Genomic DNA, 17,254 nt, shown 5'->3' on the forward strand with positions numbered 1-17,254 from the left:
AACTCTCACTTGTCATTCTCTTGATAATTGAAAAACAAAATTAGATTAACAATATTTCTATTTACTTACCATCAATAAATATCATTTTCAAGACCAGATACCCCCCACCTATCCAAAGCATCCATTTTGCAATGCTATTAACTTTTTCCAACCGTTCTTTTGCATTATCTATTTTATGATAAAGCTCTAATGAGATTTTTTTGGCTGCATCCCTAACTTCCACCCCTTCATCAAATTTAGAATACCTTGAAAAAGAGTCATTAAGACTATTTTTTAAAGTTATATAGGACTCATATAAAACTTGGTTGGACATAGAAGTTATGTAATATACGAGAAAGAGACCTATAAAAATCAATAAAGAATCCCAGAAGCCGCTGGCTTTAGCTAATCCACCGATCGCAATCAAGGCCCCAGGAATTGCAAAAGCTTTTGTCTGACTAGATGAAACAAAATCATTTATTTTGGTTGTATACTCAAGGTTTTTTTGTTCCAATTCAGACAATAGTTTGTTAACGGAGAATCTATTAGTATATAACTCCAAAAGATCGTTATACCGGTTAAAAACCCTCTCGCTTATTGTGATTAGCGCTGAAACATCTTTACTCTCAATGTTATTAATCAAATCATATATAGCAGTACGAATAATAGATTTTCTTTCGGGAGACTGAGCATCCTCGACATCAAGTACCTTTATTATTTTATCAACTGAGTCTACAGCGACCTTGCTATAGGGAGCTTTTATAATATAGTCCAATCTTTCGTAGGAATTAATAACTAACTCCTTACCACCATTATCACTTGGTATATAGAGTATAAACTTCCCTCCAATTTGATGATTAGCAACACTGGATAATACTGAAGTCCATTTTAAGTAAATATCAATACTACCAATTTTATCATCAATTAATAGTGAAGAAATCTTCTCAGTGAGAATAATAAAATCATTAGGAACATAACCTAGAGAAATACATGTTCTCAAAAAGGAATCTAGCGTACTATATATATTTGAATCATCTCGAAATGCCCCAGAAGACAACGGGAAAATAATTTCTTTACTTTCAACTTCAGGTTCTACGGCTAAACCATAATCTTTGATTAACTTAGATATTATATTAATATCAATTGATTGGTCTTCAAATTCGAGCAACATATAGCCACTATCGACTTCAATTTTTGCCGATAAGATAGCATTTACTAATGTTTCAAAACCATTCATGTCGCTCATCACTTCTCCTTGTAAATTTAACCAACTATTTTCTCGATTTCAGTTACTGCATTATGCGACAATCGTATTATTAATTGGCCATTAGCTCTATCATATATAACTTTTGCATTTGATGTATCATCCTCGCTAATTGCATCAACAGATATTTTACATTCATATTCCTGTTCCGCATCAGAAATCTTTATTTCTCCAAAGCTACTTCCAGAAAATCTACTTGGTTCGAAAAAATCATCAATAACATATTCATTAACATCCGCGAACTGTACAAACTTCCCTTTTAATTCTTTATTTTCAGGAAGGGTTTTCTCTATACAATTCCCTATATCTTCAATCGTTAACTTTCTATCATTGGGATCTTTTGCTTTTGATTTCATCAAAGCTTCGACTGCTTTCTTTACTTTAACTCTATCGATGTGCTTTAACTTCATTACCTTAACAAAATCATCAACAGCTCTATTTGTTTCATCAATACTTCTATTATTATCAATTTTTGGGTTACAACCCAATGCTCGCTTAAAGAATTCGCTACTAGATCGACCAGATATAAAGTGCAGATAAGGGTCGCCATTATTTTCTGGGTAGCTTGCTTTGAATAAAGTCAAATCAACAAGGACAGCTTGTCGCAAGGAATCTATATCTATAGATGGTAATTTCTCTGGAATAAGATTTTTATCGAAATTAAAGACTCCCTTTCTATCCACCATGATAATAAAAAGACGACCACTACTTTCTTTATCATTATCTACATTGTAATGAATAAATATTATAGCCCCACCAGAAAGCCTTGATTTGTCATTATTCGCTTCACCTCTCATTCTATCCATCATTGACTGAACAAAAGATTTAAAATCTATATTTTGATTTAGATATTTACTGAAAGAAATAGGTGCACTTAATGGCATTTTATTTTCATCGATTACACCATGAAGTTTCCTTTTAAGTTTAAATTTTTTCTCGATTTGTTTAATAAAAAGCTGAACGTCTTCTGTATCTAATGTCCAAACTTCACCTAAAGACTCTTTAAATATAGGGCCGGAGTCCCCTGACACTTTATCCAGAGTTGCTGTCAATGCAAACTGAGGGACATAACTTTCCTCCTGCACATCCAAGCTTGAGTCATAGCCACAAGCACACACTTCATCTGAATCAAGCATGCTACCGCATGAGGGGCAATTATTATTTAAATGTTCATTACTATCAGCCATGTATGGTCCTTATTCAAAATCATTCCAACCGAGAACATATAAAAACTACATAATATATTATATTCTTATATTTACTTGCTAGTAATCATTGAAGTATACAATCATGTATATAAAAACAGTATATTACAATGACATTAAACAGCCAAAAGGTTTTACCTATTAATATATATAATTCTACGATTTTTTCTCTCTGAGGAAGAAGACATCCAAGAGATATCCCCCTTTATCGATAGTATATAACTTTGCAGATGCAGATAAGATCTATTGGTGGTCATTCTGGTGGTCTTGACAGAACGGCAATTCAGGTTTAGCTTACATATTAGCCAGTTACTGGCAAAGGCGATCCCAGTCAGAGGAGCCAAATTTAGAGAAGCCCGCTTAAGGAAACTTAAGCGGGCTTTTTGTTTTTAGCATATTGCGTGCTTTGATTCACTCCGTTGATGAACGCTGCGCGCTCGTTAGCAGTGCCGGCAACTCTTTTTTCAGTTCTTCAATCAAGGCTCTCACTTTAGGAAGCACCACATGAGTCCTTGGCCATATTGCTGAAATGGGGGTAGGCGGTGCCTGAAATGAAGGTAAAATTGTAAGAAGCTGCCCCTTATTAATTGCATCACCGCACAACCAGTCAGGAAGTTGCGTCACCCCACATCCGGCAATAGCAGCCTCCAGCATGGCTTGGCCATTATTGAAACGGTAAGCTGAGGAAACGACATGCCTTACAACGAGCTCTTCTTTACCCCGGATTAACCAGTAAGTTTGCCCTTCTGAGGGCAACCCTGAAATGCAGCTGTGCGATGAAAGCCCACGAAGGTCCACGGGGGTGCCTGCCCGCTTCAGATAGCCCGGAGAGGCGCAAATAATAAACCTTTGCTCGCCCAATCGGGTGGCTACCAAATCACCTGAGTCAGGCAGGGGGCCAAGTCTCAGGGCCAGGTCAAAGCCGTCTGTTGCCGGGTCACGAACCCGATCGCTGAAATCCACTTCGATATTCAAAGCCCGGTATTTTAAGGCCATAATATTGAGTAAGGGCATAATGAAAAGGTGCCCAAAGGCCACGGGTACTGTCAGGCGCATCAGTCCGGAAGGTTCCACTATCCCCGCCTCTATTCTGTTTTCGGCATCTGAAATCATATCCAGCGCATCATTGCAGCTATTGAAATAGATCTCACCCTCCGGTGTCAGTGACAGGCTGCGCGTACTGCGGTTGAGTAAGCGAACCCCCAGACGTGTTTCCAGACGTTTGATGCTTTTGCTGAGTGCCGAACGCGTCACGCCTAAACCGTCAGCTGCAGCGACGAAACTGCCTTTTCTGACGACTTCAGTGAATTCTTGTACACCATTGAGTTGTGCCGTCACAAATATTGGTTCCTTTATATCAACACTGAGGGGCTTTTTGACCGGCTAATCACGGCCTTAAAATAAAGATAAGATCCCTGACAATACATTTTTACCATGAAATGTCTTCAGGAGACAGAATGAGCGAATTATTGAATGTCTACACAATGAATGAAATAAGTCTTAATAATCGTGTTGTTATGGCACCAATGACCCGATCGCGAGCTTACAACCTTGTTCCCACTGACAGTATGGTCACTTACTATCGACAGCGCGCCACAGCAGGTTTAATTGTTTCCGAAGGTTCACCAGTTTCAATGGAAGGTCGTGGACAAGCTTACACACCGGGAATTTATACTGACGAACAGATAGAGGGGTGGAAGAAGGTTACTGAGGCGGTACATGGGCAAGGCGGGAAAATATTCATTCAGCTTTGGCACGTAGGACGTTCCTCACACATTGCTCACCAGCCTGATGGACAGGCACCGGTCAGTTCTGTCTCGCGTATTGCAGAAGGCTGTACAACTCACATTCCCGGGGATAACTATCAGTCTGTGCGCGCATTTCACAGCCAGCCCCGCGCATTAACAACGGATGAAATACCTCGGGTGACGCAAGATTTTGTCAAGGCGGCTAAAAATGCCATTGAGGCGGGATTTGACGGTATAGAGATCCACGCTGCTAACGGCTACATCTTTGAGCAATTTATCAACGGTGGACTTAACGACAGAAAAGACCGTTATGGCGGTAATATTGCCAATCGCCTGCGATTTACGCTGGAAACTGTGGATGCGGTCTCTGCCGCCATCGGGAGTCACCGGACAGGTATCCGTATTGCACCTTTTGGCCGCCTGCAGGATATGCATGGCTTTGATGATGAGGAGGATACCTGGTTAGCTTTGGGTATTGAAATGCGTCGCCGCCAACTTGCTTATGTGCATTTGAGCGATCAGGAATCTCTGGGAGCGCAGGCCATTCCTGCCGGTTTCCTGACAAAGTTTCGCGAAACCTACGAGGGAACCCTCATCATCGCGGGCAGCTATACACAGGAGCGTGCAGAGCTGGCACTCAGGGAGGGTATTGCCGACTTAATCGCATTTGGGCGTCCTTTCATCGCCAATCCGGACCTCGTGAAACGCATGAAGAACGGTTGGCCTATTGCTGTTCCTGACAAGAATACGTTCTACACCGGGCAAGATGGAGGTTATATAGATTATCCCACGTATAACGTGGATTAAGCTTCCCTGAAACAGCAATGCATCTGGAATGCATCCGTAATTCATCTAAACCAATAAATGAAAATACGGTTAATAAGGCGCTGCGGTTGATGGAACTGTATTCAATGAATGTTGATGGAGCTACCTTTTGCAAGCGCCTGATTCTAATGCGTTCAGTGTTTCTTTTATATAAAGTACCGAATCATGAGCGCCGGAATTCACCCCCTCTTTAAATCAACGGCGTCGCCAAAAATTCCGGTCGCTGTTCGGCCAGCAATCTAAATCTGGCCACTTCCGGATATCGCGCACAGTTCACGGTATCCGGCAGCATCAATTCTGTAAAACTCCAGGCCACTGCGATACTGATACCGGCCACGGACAGCATCTCAGGATGACCTTCCCGCAGGCCGTTCTCCAGTGTCTGCCATGCGCCGTGAAGCTGTTGAGTCACGCGAGTCACCCAGGGCTGATGCTGTTTTTCTTCTGGCCTGAGACGCTGCTCGTAAACAAGCTGTACCGCTTTCTCGCAGGCTGCCAGGGCGAATCCCGTAAGATGCAGATCCCGCAATTCTTCCGCTTCGGACGATGATGCCGGTGCAGCAGAATGAGTGGAATATTTTCCGAGGTAATGAATGATCAGTGTTGAGTCGATCAGTACCTGATTATCATCTGTGATAAGGGTTGGAACTTTGACTGCCGGGTTAATTTTTGTGAAGGCATCAAAATCGCTGAATACCGAAAGCGGTCGATGTTCAAATTCAATACCCATTACTTTCATATAAATAGCCACCCGTCTGACATAGGGTGAATCCAGCATTCCGATCAGGATCATGGCTCTACCTCATATTATGTTGATTAACAAAATCAATTAACTGTGCGGCGACAGGTAAGGGTACATCTTCCATTAAAAAATGTCCGGCCTGTTGATAGATATGCAGCGTGGAAGAGACGATATCGCGCTGCAAACGCTTTCCATACTCAACGGGTTGCCATTCATCTTCCGCGCCCCATAAAATCTGCACAGGTAACCGGAGTTGCGGAAGTTTTTCTGCAAAATCAGCGGTGTAACAGGCATTATAGTGCGCAACCTGATGCTGATAGAATGAAGCCTGGCCCACCACACCGCAAAGCGGCGCGAGATAACTTTCCAGCCGCTTCTCTGTCATAAGATGCTTATTAAAAACGGCCATCTGCAACTGGCGGGACATTGCGCGGTAATGCTCAGTGGCAGGTATTCGCGCATAATCCGCATAGTTATCCCGCATATCTTTCCATGTGGATGAAGGCCAGGAGTCGTAGCTCGGAATATCTGCAAGTGTAAGTGTCTGCAGAAGGGATGGCCTGTCGAACGCCAGCCGGAGCGAAATTGCCCCGCCGATATCGTGACCAAAAAGATGCGTTTTTTCGAGTTGCCAGTGTTCAAGCAGCTTCAGCAGAAAACTCACCTGTGAGGCAACCGAGGTATCAGCCGTCAAAGGGCGCTCGGATGCGCCAAACCCAGGCAGGTCATAAAGGTGAACGCGAAACCCCGCATCGACAAATACCGGAACCAGTGTCTGCCAGATTACAGAATGTGCGGGAGTACCATGCACCAGCACCAGAGGTGTACCTGAACCATGGATCCCGGTCGCAATGCGGCAACCCTTTATCAAAACGTCGCTATTCAGTAATGCATTATTAGCGGGCATAAGCTTTCTCCGTTGTGCTCGTTTCAGTCAGGCTATCCGTTGACTGAATATGACACCAGTGACATTCTTTCCCGATGTAAACCAACTTTTGTCATAAAAAATGAATAAACGACTCTCCGTTGATTCGCTCAGAGTTTTCAGAACTGTGGTGCAAACGGGCAATATGAGTAAGGCTGCATTACTCCTCAATCTGAGCCAGTCCGCCGTAAGCTGGAAGCTCAGACGGCTTGAAGATCATCTTCAATGTCAGCTATTTACGCGCATCGACGGTAAAACCGTTCCGACGGAAAAAGGCAGCGTTTTATTGCGCCATGCGGAAAATATACTCACGGAGCACGATAATGCCGTGGCCTATTTTTCTCCTTCTGCACTCCGTGGAAAGCTGCGAATTGGAGTCACGGAACACATCTCAATGACCGAAATATGTGGGGTTATCTCAACCTTCACGCACCACCATCCTGAAGTGGATATACAGCTGGTTGTTGAGCAAAGTCATCTCCTTCGTCAGCATTTTTCTGAAGGAAGTCTGGAAATCATCTTACATCAGGATTTCACGGGCACGGCATCGCCGGAAGACCAGGTATTATGGAGTGAAAAGTTATACTGGTGCGCAACGCCTGCGTGGCGGTATGAATCTGATAAGTGCCTGAAGCTTATTACGTGGGGACCGGATTGCTATTACCGTAGCCTGGCCGAGGAAAAACTTCGTCAGTCAAAAATTCCGTTTACTGTGATGCTGGAGTGCCCCTCGGTAGCGGGTATGCTTGCAGCGATAACGACTGGCCTGGGTGTGGGCATAATCAATCAATACAGCATTGATAAAGCGGTTTGTAACGTGTCCGGGTTTGAGATGATGATGCCGCTGCCGTCGGTAGATTGCCTGTTGCGCGTGAACGAATACCGCTTTAATCCCGCAAGCGAGGCCTTCTGCCAGATGCTGACCAGGGTGATGCATAAACAGCGGTAGTGAACTGACAGGCTTTTAATTGATTAATACAATGATTGTCATCAATGTCCGCTTCTGACACAAAACCGTCCGCAAGAGATTTTAATGAGCAGCAAGAAGCGGACGTCAGCCAGAACGCAGGCCTGATTACCGTCGGTCCCCTGCCCGGCCGACAGTAACTCTTATTTTAACTCATCTCTTTCACCCGGGAAGCGTCATACATTTCCTGGGCCCGCTCCATTTCTGCTCCATGCTCCAGCGCCCATTCGTACAGTGCAATAAACGGTTCCTGTAGGGTCCGTGCCAACGCGGTAAGACTGTATTCCACACTCACCGGCGAAGTAGGAAGTACCTTGCGGTATACCAACCCATTACGTTCGAGACGCTTAAGCGCATCGGACAAGGCTTTGTGAGTGATCCCCTCTAACCGGCGACGGAGTTCATTAAAGCGGGATGGTTTAGTGCAAAGCACCGTGAGAATTAAAATCGACCATTTGTTAGTGATGTTCTCAAGAACAGGACGGGTTTTTCCTACATCTCTTAAGTCACTGCTATCGATCTGTGTCATAGCGATATACTCCGGCATACTTAGTTTACGTAAAGTGCGTAATTGTTATTAAGTATAAAAATTATATCATCTCTTTTCCATTCGAACAGGAGTAAGCAGATGAGAAGATTAGACAACAAAGTGGCCCTGATACTGGGCGGAGCAAAAGGCATTGGTCTTGCAATCAGTCAGAGATTTGCCCGTGAAGGTGCGACAACCTGGTTCACATCCCGGCGGGATGAGGAGTTAGACGCCGCCGGTCACACGATAAAGGGCAACGCCAGACCGCTACGTGCTGATGTCAGCCAGATAAGCGAACTGACACGGATCGTTGATTTGATCGAGACAGAGTCCGGCCAGATAGATGTGCTGGTCATTAATGCCGGAATGGCAGAATACTCGACAATTAATGACGTCACCCCGGCACATTTTGATTCTATTTTCGGCCTGAATGTGCGCTCACCGCTTTTCGCTATGCAGGCAGCACTTCCCCTGTTGAAAAAGGGAGCGAGCGTCGTTTTGATAGGTTCGATTGCCGATGTGATTGGCACGCCGGGATATGGTGTATACGGTGCCAGTAAAGCGGCACTTCGTTCTTTTGCCCGCACATGGACACATGAACTCTCCGCCCGCGGTATTCGAATTAATGTGGTCGCCCCTGGCCCTGTCGATACGGAAATGATGCTTGCAGCCTCCGAAGAACTGCGTAATGGGATAATCAGCGCAATACCGTTAGCAAGAATGGGCAAACCTGAAGAAGTCGCAAACGCCGTACTCTTCCTGGCGAGCGATGAAAGCAGTTATATCGCGGGAGCAGAAATCTGTGTGGACGGTGGGCTGACACAGGTTTAGTTGTAGCGCTTGCCTCTGGCACTAAACTGCCCACAAAAAGGATTTCGTTGGGCAGCCAGCTGTTCTTAATTTTGGCCGATCACATTGGAGAAGAAAGGCAGGTTTGGCTATGGGACTGGCAACATCGCCTTTTCAACATGGGTCATTGCTGCCAATAAAAAACCCGCCGGGGCGGGTTTTAATGTTTGCGGCAAACTGCAGATTAAGACTGCGGATCCACCGGCTGAACTTCAAGCGAAACCATACCGATGCCCAGCTTACGCGGCTGGAAGCCACCGCTGGTCCCTTCGGTGGGCTCAGTCGGCTCCGGCGGCGTGATCACGATACTCTGCTCCGCCCCCGGGTTGGTGAACTGTACTTTCACGATGCCGTCAGTATCACCAAAGGTCACAAACTGTTCCTGATCCCCGACGCGGACAGAAACCGGCTTATCAATATTATTACCGTAAGCACGTGCGCGGATCACCACATCAAAAGTAGCGGGCAGCGGTTTGACATAATCAATTTTCACCGACGGTGCCAGATTGGCATCTGACCAACGTCCCCAGTTTTCAACGGCAGACACACCGGTAATCGCTTTTACCTGCTCCGGCAATCCCGGCACCATAAAGGCAATGGCTTTCGACTGGTAGGTAGTGGCCGCATCGTCAATGTTCAACGCATTCAGGGTTTGCTGATAAATGGCGTTACTGCCCGACGTGTCTTTCGCGAAGTCTACTTTACCTTTGAAGGTATCGCCGGTGGCCTGCACAATTGTCGGCTTCGCCCCGAGGTTGCCCGATGCAACACACAGGCCGGTATTGAGCGACAACTCCGGTGCCCACACACGGCCCATTTCGTAGCATTTATCGACCCAGACAAAGTTATCGCTGGTCGCCAGTCCGGCCAGCTGTTTTTTCAACGGCGTTGACAGATAGACATCGAACATCGGTTCAATTTTGTCTCCCGTGACCTTCAGAATAAACGGCGTTTTGATGGTCATGCCGGAGAAAGTAAAGGTACTGTCTTTGGTATTCACCGCATAATTTTTGATGCTGTTCGGGAAGCCCCATTGTTTGATGACCGCCGGTTTCCAGGCATTCACTTTGTCATCAATATTCAGGAACTGCGCGGTCATCGAGGTCGCAGAAACACCGCTGCGGCCGAGACCGATATAGTTATCGCCGCCCATCATATCCAGTATGGTCGCACCATTATCCAGCGTACTGCGTTTCGCCGCATTGAGCTCACCCACCGGATGACGCCCGTCAAGGACGAAGAACAGGTCTTTACGGTTCTGTTTAGTCAGAATGTTGTATGCCGTGTTGTTCATTGCCAGATGGTCGGAAGACACCACAATGACGGTGTTATCAAAATAACCGGACTTTTTAATCTTATCGATAAAGGCGGCAATCAGTTCCTGACTACAGGACACGGCACTCAGTGACTGGTTAGCTTTACCGTTCACTTTATATTCCTTGCGGGTACAACCCCGGGAAATAAAGCCATCAGGATGATGCGTGTCAACGGTCAGCGTGAACAGTGAAAATGGCTTACCTTCCTGACTCAGCGTGATGAACTTTTTATACACTTCATCCAGCAAGGTGTCGTCATACCAACCCCAGTCGTTTTTGTAAGACGGATCCGCCACGGTCGGACGCAATTCGTTGTAGCCATAAAGATGGTCGAAACCATGGGATTTCAGGAAAGTACCTTTACCTGCGAAAGCCAGTTCTGCGCCCTGATAGAAATAGTTGGTATAGCCGGCACCTTTGAGCACGTCGCCAAGACACACGTTTTCCGGGTAGAAGGTCGCCAGTGCACTGGAGGCATTGCCATCAAACGGCGCAAACAGCGGGATCCCGCACTGGGAAGCCACCATACCGGCGATGGTATAACCCGTGCCCGGCAACTGTTTGGTATTAGTGAAATCAGTGCTCTGCGCTTTATGGCGATTTAATTCGGTCGTCAGGCCGGGGAAAACCTTGTCATCAAAATAAGTGCGTTCCAGACTCTCGCCATAGATATAAACCAGGTTAGGTTTTTTCGCGCCCTTGATGACTTTTTCGGGCACTTTGTAATAGGTATTAAAATCTGCGCCGTTGCCGGAAATTTGCGTTTTGACCAGCCGGGAAATGTTCTGGAATGCCTGAGTGGAACCCACGGAAAAGACCGCCAGTACCACGGCCAGTGCGCTGTAGACGGCACTGCTGTTTTTAGCACGACGCTGTTTCAGCCCCCACGCCAGCAAAGCAAATACGGCAATCAGCCCCGCCAGTAAACCGATAAACGGCAGGATATATTTATTGAGCCCCGCCCCTTTCAGGCTGCTGGTAACGGTATATAACACGGCGTCCGTGATGCCTTCGCCGGTGAAATAATTGCTGCCGATCAGGATGACATTCAGAATGACGTAAAGCCCGAGGAAAAACAGCACCAGTGAAAACCAGACACGGCTGGACGACGCCCGCGTGACGTAGAGAAAAATAGAAGAAAGAAATAATACAAATGAAATTATCTCAGAAGCCATTTCAGCACCCTGTCTGATTAAAACAATAAACTCTACGACCCATTTCTGCTGTTTTGCGAGCAGCGCCGACGGTTCAACTCATCGAGCGAATGACCTGGATCATTCACTTCATCCCTGAGACAGGAAAATTCATGCCAAAAACGGATAGCGCTATATAGCCTGTTGAGCCTGAACGGGTCAACGCCTTCACCCGGCTTCAGGTCACTGATTTCGCCTAAAAAAATGGTATTTTACAAATTTTTGACGGCTGATTTCGCATGATAACCCAGAAATTTAACTTTATGGTCACTTTTCAGTAAGAATCTTATGATAGCGGAATACTGTGAGTGAAATGTGGAGGGCGGTTGAAAATTAACAAATTCGGAATAAACCTTATTAGAGGTGACTGGCTGAGATACCCGTAATTACTGACGTTAAGCCCGGCGAGCAACGCACAATGCGCAGACACAATTGAGTGATTCAGATAAGAGAGTGCAGCCAATACAGCTGCAACTTCAGGGAGACGGGGCTCAGATCCCACCTAAGTAGGCTTTGCGCACCTCCTGATTATGCAAAAGTTCTTCTCCCGTCCCACTCAGGCGAATTTGCCCGTTGACAATAACGTAACCCCGGTCAGACAGCCTGAGCGCATGATGCGCATTTTGCTCCACCAGAAAGATCGTCATGCCACTTTTCGCCAGTTCACGCAGGGTCTGGAAAATTTGTTTCACGACAATGGGTGCCAGCCCGAGACTCGGTTCATCGAGCAGTAACAGCTTCGGACGACTCATCAGCGCACGGGCAATCGCCAGCATTTGCTGTTCGCCACCGGACATGGTCATCGCCCGCTGTTTACGGCGTTCCTTCAGGCGCGGGAATAACGCAAACATGGTTTGCAGATCTTCTGCCGCATGCTGATTCCCGACAGGAATGGTGCCCATCAGTAAATTTTCTTCCACGGTCATATCCGGAAAAACGCGCCGCCCTTCCGGCGATTGTGCAATTCCCGCCGAGGCCACAAAGTGTGTCGATTTGCGGCTGATATCTTCTCCGCGAAACAGGATTTGCCCGCTCTGTATGCGTGGCTGACCGAATATCGACATCAGCAGCGTTGATTTTCCGGCACCATTGGCGCCGATCAGCGCCACGGTTTCTCCCTGATTCACCTTCAGAGACACCTGCTGCAATGCCTGAATCGCCCCGTAATACACATTCACATCGCGAAATTCCAGCATCGTGTCGCTCATAAGCTGACCTCGTCATCTTCATCAGCACCCAGATACGCGGCGATGACCTTTTCATCATTCTGAATAACCTGCGGTATGCCTTCGGCAATCACGTCGCCGTGGTCGAGCACGATAATATGGTCGGAAATTTCCATTACCATGCCCATATCATGTTCTATCAACAGGACGGTAATATCGTGATGATCGCGAAGGAAACGGATAATTTTACTCAGCGTACGTGTTTCCACCGGATTCAGACCGGCAGCCGGTTCGTCCAGGCAAATCATTTCCGGCGCGGTACACATTGCACGGGCGATTTCCAGCCGCCGCTGCTGACCGTAAGACATCTCCCCCGCCAGCCGGTTGGCGCAATCGACCAGTTCCACCACCTCCAGCCAGTAAAATGCGCGGTCAAGCGCCTGATTTTCAGCCCGGCGGTAACCGGGTGTATTGAGCACGCCCGCAATCAGGTTGCGGTTAGTCTGCATGTGCTGCGCCACCAGCAGGTTTTCAACCACCGACATTTCACGAAACAGCCGGATGTTCTGAAAAGTTCGCGCCAGCCCGGCGCGGTTGACCAGGTGCGTACCACCGAACATTTTGTAGAAAATACGTTTGCCCAGCTGCGCCGGTTTAATCCAGTCATCCGGCTGAAATTTCTGTCCGAGCACCTGGATCACATTGGTGGTGCGCCGGCATGTATTGAGCAAAATATTGCCGCCGGACGCTTTATAGAAACCGGTAACGCAATTAAATACCGTGGTTTTCCCTGCCCCGTTCGGGCCGATCAGCGCGGTAATCGAACCGCGTCTCACCGCAAGATTCACATCGTTCAGCGCCTTGATACCGCCGAAATGCATACGCAAATGTTCAACACTGAGGATATTGTCATCGGCTAACGCTTCGCTCATGGTGCGACTCCTTTGCGCACGGCAAACCCGCTGCGGCTGATGCGGATTAAGCCGCGCGGCCGCCAGATCATCATCACCACCATTAATACGCCAAACAGCAATACGCGATATTCAGCAAAGCTGCGTAACAGTTCCGGCGCGACGGTCAGCACAAATGCTGCCAGTACCACGCCGATGGTTGAACCCATACCGCCCAGCACCACAATCGCGAGGATCAGGGCAGATTCGAAAAAGGTGAAAGACGTCGGGTTAACGAAACCCTGATACGTGGCGAAAAACACCCCCGCAATACCGGCAGTGGACGCGCCGAGCGTAAAGGCAGACAGTTTGACCAGCACATGATTGAGCCCCATCGCACGGCAGGCAATTTCATCCTCACGCAACGCTTCCCACGCCCGGCCAATCGGCATGCGGGTCAGCCGGTGTTTGATAAACAACACCAGCAACACCACCAGAACCAGCACGGCATAGATGAAGATAAATTTCATGTTCGGGTTATAAGTCAGATGAAAAAACTCGTGGAACGGCACGCCGCCTTCCTTCGCCCGCCGGCCAAATTCCAGACCGAAAAAAGTGGGTGGAGGGGCAGATATCCCGTTAGGGCCACCGGTGAAAGATAACCAGTTGGTCAGCACCAGCCGGATAATTTCACCGAAACCTAACGTCACGATCGCCAGGTAATCCCCGTGCATACGCAGCACCGGGAAACCCAGCAAAGCGCCTGCCAGTGCGGCCATCACCGCCGCCAGCGGCAGCATCGACCAGAACCCCAGCCCGAGGTACTGATATCCCAGCGCCAGTCCGTATGCACCAATGGCGTAAAACGCCACGTACCCTAAGTCGAGCAAACCAGCCAGACCGACCACGATATTCAGTCCCAGGCCGAGCAGGACATAAATCAGCCCCAGAATGGCAACCGTCAGAATATATTTGGTGGCGACGAACGGAAAGAAAATCGCCAGCACGAGGAGCAGTGGAATAATCCAGCGCAGATTGCTTTTGTCATCCGGCGCGCGGACATACACACCCGCGCTGTCAGATTCGAAACGCGCACGCATTTTCTGTCCGGCCCTCGTTTCTAAAAATACACTGAGCAGGAAGCGGCCGGACATCACCGCCACAATCATCCAGACCAGGCGCTGACTATGGAAATTAAAACTGTAGCCATCGAGCACCACGCCAACCACCGGCCCGAAAATAATCAGCGCCACCAGCCCGGCAAAAATGGCATCCAGCAGACAGCGTTTCAGTGAAAAGCCACTGTTCACAGCAGTTTGTGACATCATTTTATTTTCCTCACACTTTCGTCACGACCGGACGGCCCAGCAGGCCCTGAGGGCGGAAAATGAGGATCACCACCAGCAATCCAAAGGAGAATACGTCTTTATAATCGGAATTCACCATGCCTGAGAACTGCGCTTCGGCGATCCCCAGGATCAGCCCGCCGAGCATCGCGCCCGGTAATGAGCCGATCCCGCCAAGCACCGCGGCGGTGAAGGCTTTGATGCCGATGATGAATCCGGCATAGAAATCGAACGTGCCGTAGTTCATGGTCACCAGCACCCCGGCCAGCCCGGCCATCGCGGCACCCATCATGAAGACCAGCGAAATGATACGGTCAGTATTAATGCCCAGTATCGAAGCCATTTTTCTGTCCTGCTGCACGGCGCGACACATCCGCCCGAGTCTGGTGTGGCTGATAATCCACGATAAAACCAGCATGCCCACCAGTGATGCCAGCAGGATGAAAATTTTGGTGTAGGTCATCTGGACAAAACTTTCGCCGATATGAAAACGGAACGCGCCATCCAGCAGGGTCGGAATACCTTGCTGCCGCGGCCCCTGACTGATCTGGGCGTAATTTTGTAAGATAAGCGACATGCCGATAGCAGAAATCAGCGGTGCAAGGCGGGTCGAATTACGCAACGGCTTATAGGCAATGCGCTCAATTGCCCAGCCGTAAACGCCGGTGACCACGATGGTGAACACCAGAGTGCCCAGGATCAGTAGCGGAAAAGAGTGAAGTCCGAAGAAAGAGAGCAGTGCCAGCGCAATGGCGCAGAGGTAAGCTGAAATCATATACACTTCGCCGTGTGCGAAGTTAATCATGCCGATAATACCGTAAACCATGGTGTAGCCGATGGCGATCAATCCGTAAACAGCACCCAGCGTGATGCCATTAAATAACTGTTGCAGAAAGAATGAATCCATAAATACGCAGTCTCTTTTTGTGACCGCGCCCGGCTAAGGCGCATTCATTAAAGCGAATAAAACATTATCGCTACAGCCGTCCGGACCCGGTCAGCGCACAAGAACCGTCGCGTACATAGAATACGTAAGGTCACTGAGCACTGCCCGGGTTCAAATGGCAAATAAGCGTGCTTTATTCTTTCACTTCCTGATATTTGCCTTTGTCATCCCACTTATAAACCACGTAATCCGAAACTTTCAGATCGCCTTTGCTGTCCCAGGCTTTTTTGCCCATGACAGTATCCACGCTGTTGGCTTTCAGCCATTGGCTGGCTTTGGCGGAATCGCTGCCGCCGGTGGCTTTGAACGCTGCGGCAATGGCCTGAACGGAGGCATAGGAATAAAGGGTATAACCTTCCGGCTCAAACTTGCTGGCACGGAATTTATCGATGACCGCTTTACCTTCCGGGATCAGGCGCGGGTCTTTACCAAAGGTCATCAGGATGCCGTTGGTGTATTGCGGGCCACCTGCGGCGGTGACCATTTCTTCGTTCACGATGCAGTCACCGGAGAAGAAGGTGGCCTGCACGCCCTGCTCACGCATCTGGCGCACCAGCGGACCGGCCTCCGGATGGCAACCGCCGAAGAACACCACATCCGGTTTCTGCGCACTGATTTTGGTGACCAGCGCGTTAAAATCTTTTTCACCTCGCGACAGCCCTTCGTACATCACTTCCTTCACGCCACGCTTGTTGAGCGCCGCTTTGGTGGCATCCGCCAGCCCCTGCCCGTAGGTATCTTTATCATGGATAATGACCACTTTTTTGGCTTTCAGCTTGTCAATGATGTAATCGCTGGCAACCTGCCCCTGCTGGTCGTCACGTCCACACATGCGGAACATATCGCTCATGCCACGTTCGGTGATTTGCGGGTTGGTTGAACCCGGTGTGATGGCGATAATTCCGGCATCGTTATAAACCTCGGACGCTGGCATGGTAGAAGATGAGCAAAAATGCCCGACAACCGCCTGCACTTTATCCTGATCAACAAGACGGTTCGCCACCGCAACGGCCTGTTTCGGTTCGCAGGCATCATCACCCTGCACTAGTTTGATTTTCTCGCCGTTAATTCCGCCTGCGGCATTAATGTCATCAGCGGCCTGTGTGGCACCATGCCAGTACTGATCGCCATAGGTGGCATTCGGGCCGGTGAACGGGCCGGCGACGCCAATCACGATATCCGCACGCGCAGAAAACGCCGTGACCAGACAGCCTGCCAGCAACAAAGAAAGAGGACTTTTAATAAATTTCATCGACATCATCATGATCCTTAGGACTGAGTTAATGCAAAACGGGTGAAGGAAAACGCATGTAGCAAAAACACCAACACGAAGTCGTCATCTGAAAATGTGAAATTTAATGCTT

15 protein-coding genes are annotated in these 17,254 nt (G+C 48.2%); 3 read left to right on the forward strand and 12 right to left on the reverse strand.

The window, feature by feature from the left end:
* Positions 1-61 precede the first annotated feature (61 nt).
* From ETV65_RS03985 to ETV65_RS03995, 3 genes are all read right to left on the reverse strand, one after another.
* The gene (locus ETV65_RS03985) at positions 62-1,225 is read right to left on the reverse strand and encodes a hypothetical protein (RefSeq protein WP_120763976.1); all 1,164 of its coding nucleotides are present in this window, start codon (positions 1,223-1,225) and stop codon (positions 62-64) included.
* Between the two features lie 17 nt (positions 1,226-1,242).
* Positions 1,243-2,430: a nucleoid-associated protein gene (locus ETV65_RS03990; RefSeq protein ID WP_090049498.1), complete on the reverse strand. Its 1,188-nt coding sequence runs from the start codon at positions 2,428-2,430 to the stop codon at positions 1,243-1,245.
* A 429-nt stretch (positions 2,431-2,859) separates the two neighbouring features.
* Positions 2,860-3,786, reverse strand: coding sequence for a LysR family transcriptional regulator (locus ETV65_RS03995; protein ID WP_129951642.1), 927 nt, complete (start codon positions 3,784-3,786; stop codon positions 2,860-2,862).
* A gap of 119 nt (positions 3,787-3,905) precedes the next feature.
* On the opposite strand from ETV65_RS03995, the gene ETV65_RS04000 reads away from it, so the two are divergent.
* Positions 3,906-5,003 carry an alkene reductase gene (locus tag ETV65_RS04000; protein ID WP_129951643.1) on the forward strand — a complete coding sequence of 366 codons (1,098 nt, stop codon included), beginning with the start codon at positions 3,906-3,908 and terminating at the stop codon, positions 5,001-5,003.
* 208 nt (positions 5,004-5,211) lie between these two features.
* On the opposite strand, the gene ETV65_RS04005 is transcribed toward ETV65_RS04000, so the two are convergent.
* Together ETV65_RS04005 and ETV65_RS04010 are read right to left on the reverse strand one after the other, a co-directional pair.
* Positions 5,212-5,814 carry a glutathione S-transferase gene (locus ETV65_RS04005; RefSeq protein WP_129951644.1) on the reverse strand — a complete coding sequence of 201 codons (603 nt, stop codon included), beginning with the start codon at positions 5,812-5,814 and terminating at the stop codon, positions 5,212-5,214.
* 4 nt (positions 5,815-5,818) lie between these two features.
* Positions 5,819-6,670: an alpha/beta hydrolase gene (locus tag ETV65_RS04010; protein ID WP_165383689.1), complete on the reverse strand. Its 852-nt coding sequence runs from the start codon at positions 6,668-6,670 to the stop codon at positions 5,819-5,821.
* A gap of 100 nt (positions 6,671-6,770) precedes the next feature.
* On the opposite strand from ETV65_RS04010, the gene ETV65_RS04015 reads away from it, so the two are divergent.
* Positions 6,771-7,637: a LysR family transcriptional regulator gene (locus ETV65_RS04015; protein ID WP_129951645.1), complete on the forward strand. Its 867-nt coding sequence runs from the start codon at positions 6,771-6,773 to the stop codon at positions 7,635-7,637.
* 166 nt (positions 7,638-7,803) lie between these two features.
* Here ETV65_RS04015 and ETV65_RS04020 read toward each other — a convergent pair whose 3' ends face one another.
* A complete protein-coding gene (locus ETV65_RS04020; protein ID WP_129951646.1) occupies positions 7,804-8,184 on the reverse strand; it encodes a helix-turn-helix domain-containing protein in 381 nt (126 codons plus the stop codon).
* Between the two features lie 99 nt (positions 8,185-8,283).
* On the opposite strand from ETV65_RS04020, the gene ETV65_RS04025 reads away from it, so the two are divergent.
* A complete protein-coding gene (locus tag ETV65_RS04025; RefSeq protein ID WP_129951647.1) occupies positions 8,284-9,015 on the forward strand; it encodes an SDR family oxidoreductase in 732 nt (243 codons plus the stop codon).
* Between the two features lie 202 nt (positions 9,016-9,217).
* Here ETV65_RS04025 and opgB read toward each other — a convergent pair whose 3' ends face one another.
* The 6 genes from opgB to ETV65_RS04055 form a co-directional block, all read right to left on the reverse strand.
* Positions 9,218-11,524: a phosphatidylglycerol--membrane-oligosaccharide glycerophosphotransferase gene (gene opgB, locus ETV65_RS04030; RefSeq protein ID WP_129951648.1), complete on the reverse strand. Its 2,307-nt coding sequence runs from the start codon at positions 11,522-11,524 to the stop codon at positions 9,218-9,220.
* Positions 11,525-12,033: 509 nt separating this feature from the next.
* Positions 12,034-12,750 (reverse strand): ABC transporter ATP-binding protein, encoded by a 717-nt coding sequence (locus tag ETV65_RS04035; protein WP_129951649.1) that lies wholly within the window; start codon positions 12,748-12,750, stop codon positions 12,034-12,036.
* The gene (locus ETV65_RS04040; protein ID WP_129951650.1) at positions 12,747-13,640 is read right to left on the reverse strand and encodes an ATP-binding cassette domain-containing protein; all 894 of its coding nucleotides are present in this window, start codon (positions 13,638-13,640) and stop codon (positions 12,747-12,749) included. The genes ETV65_RS04035 and ETV65_RS04040 overlap by 4 nt, the downstream gene beginning before the upstream one ends.
* Positions 13,637-14,923 (reverse strand): high-affinity branched-chain amino acid ABC transporter permease LivM, encoded by a 1,287-nt coding sequence (livM, locus tag ETV65_RS04045; protein WP_205951568.1) that lies wholly within the window; start codon positions 14,921-14,923, stop codon positions 13,637-13,639. Before livM ends, ETV65_RS04040 begins: the two co-directional genes overlap by 4 nt.
* Before the next feature lie 13 nt (positions 14,924-14,936).
* Positions 14,937-15,851: a branched-chain amino acid ABC transporter permease LivH gene (locus ETV65_RS04050; protein WP_129951652.1), complete on the reverse strand. Its 915-nt coding sequence runs from the start codon at positions 15,849-15,851 to the stop codon at positions 14,937-14,939.
* A 172-nt stretch (positions 15,852-16,023) separates the two neighbouring features.
* On the reverse strand, positions 16,024-17,148 hold the full coding sequence (locus ETV65_RS04055) for a branched-chain amino acid ABC transporter substrate-binding protein (protein ID WP_129951653.1): 1,125 nt from the start codon (positions 17,146-17,148) through the stop codon (positions 16,024-16,026).
* Between the last annotated feature and the right edge of the window lie 106 nt (positions 17,149-17,254).

The sequence above is a fragment of the Rahnella sp. RFA10(1/100) genome, assembly GCF_004195115.1.
In the GTDB taxonomy this organism is placed as follows: Bacteria; Pseudomonadota; Gammaproteobacteria; order Enterobacterales; family Enterobacteriaceae; genus Rahnella; species Rahnella perminowiae.

Coding starts and splice junctions, on each gene's coding strand:
- ETV65_RS03985 (WP_120763976.1), bottom strand. CDS start 1,225: ATGAGCGACATGAATGGTTTTGAAACATTAGTAAATGCTATCTTATCG.
- ETV65_RS03990 (WP_090049498.1), bottom strand. CDS start 2,430: ATGGCTGATAGTAATGAACATTTAAATAATAATTGCCCCTCATGCGGT.
- ETV65_RS04000 (WP_129951643.1), top strand. CDS start 3,906: ATGAGCGAATTATTGAATGTCTACACAATGAATGAAATAAGTCTTAAT.
- ETV65_RS04005 (WP_129951644.1), bottom strand. CDS start 5,814: ATGATCCTGATCGGAATGCTGGATTCACCCTATGTCAGACGGGTGGCT.
- ETV65_RS04010 (WP_165383689.1), bottom strand. CDS start 6,670: ATGCCCGCTAATAATGCATTACTGAATAGCGACGTTTTGATAAAGGGT.
- ETV65_RS04015 (WP_129951645.1), top strand. CDS start 6,771: ATGAATAAACGACTCTCCGTTGATTCGCTCAGAGTTTTCAGAACTGTG.
- ETV65_RS04020 (WP_129951646.1), bottom strand. CDS start 8,184: ATGACACAGATCGATAGCAGTGACTTAAGAGATGTAGGAAAAACCCGT.
- ETV65_RS04025 (WP_129951647.1), top strand. CDS start 8,284: ATGAGAAGATTAGACAACAAAGTGGCCCTGATACTGGGCGGAGCAAAA.
- opgB (WP_129951648.1), bottom strand. CDS start 11,524: ATGGCTTCTGAGATAATTTCATTTGTATTATTTCTTTCTTCTATTTTT.
- ETV65_RS04035 (WP_129951649.1), bottom strand. CDS start 12,750: ATGAGCGACACGATGCTGGAATTTCGCGATGTGAATGTGTATTACGGG.
- ETV65_RS04040 (WP_129951650.1), bottom strand. CDS start 13,640: ATGAGCGAAGCGTTAGCCGATGACAATATCCTCAGTGTTGAACATTTG.
- livM (WP_205951568.1), bottom strand. CDS start 14,923: ATGTCACAAACTGCTGTGAACAGTGGCTTTTCACTGAAACGCTGTCTG.
- ETV65_RS04050 (WP_129951652.1), bottom strand. CDS start 15,851: ATGGATTCATTCTTTCTGCAACAGTTATTTAATGGCATCACGCTGGGT.
- ETV65_RS04055 (WP_129951653.1), bottom strand. CDS start 17,148: ATGTCGATGAAATTTATTAAAAGTCCTCTTTCTTTGTTGCTGGCAGGC.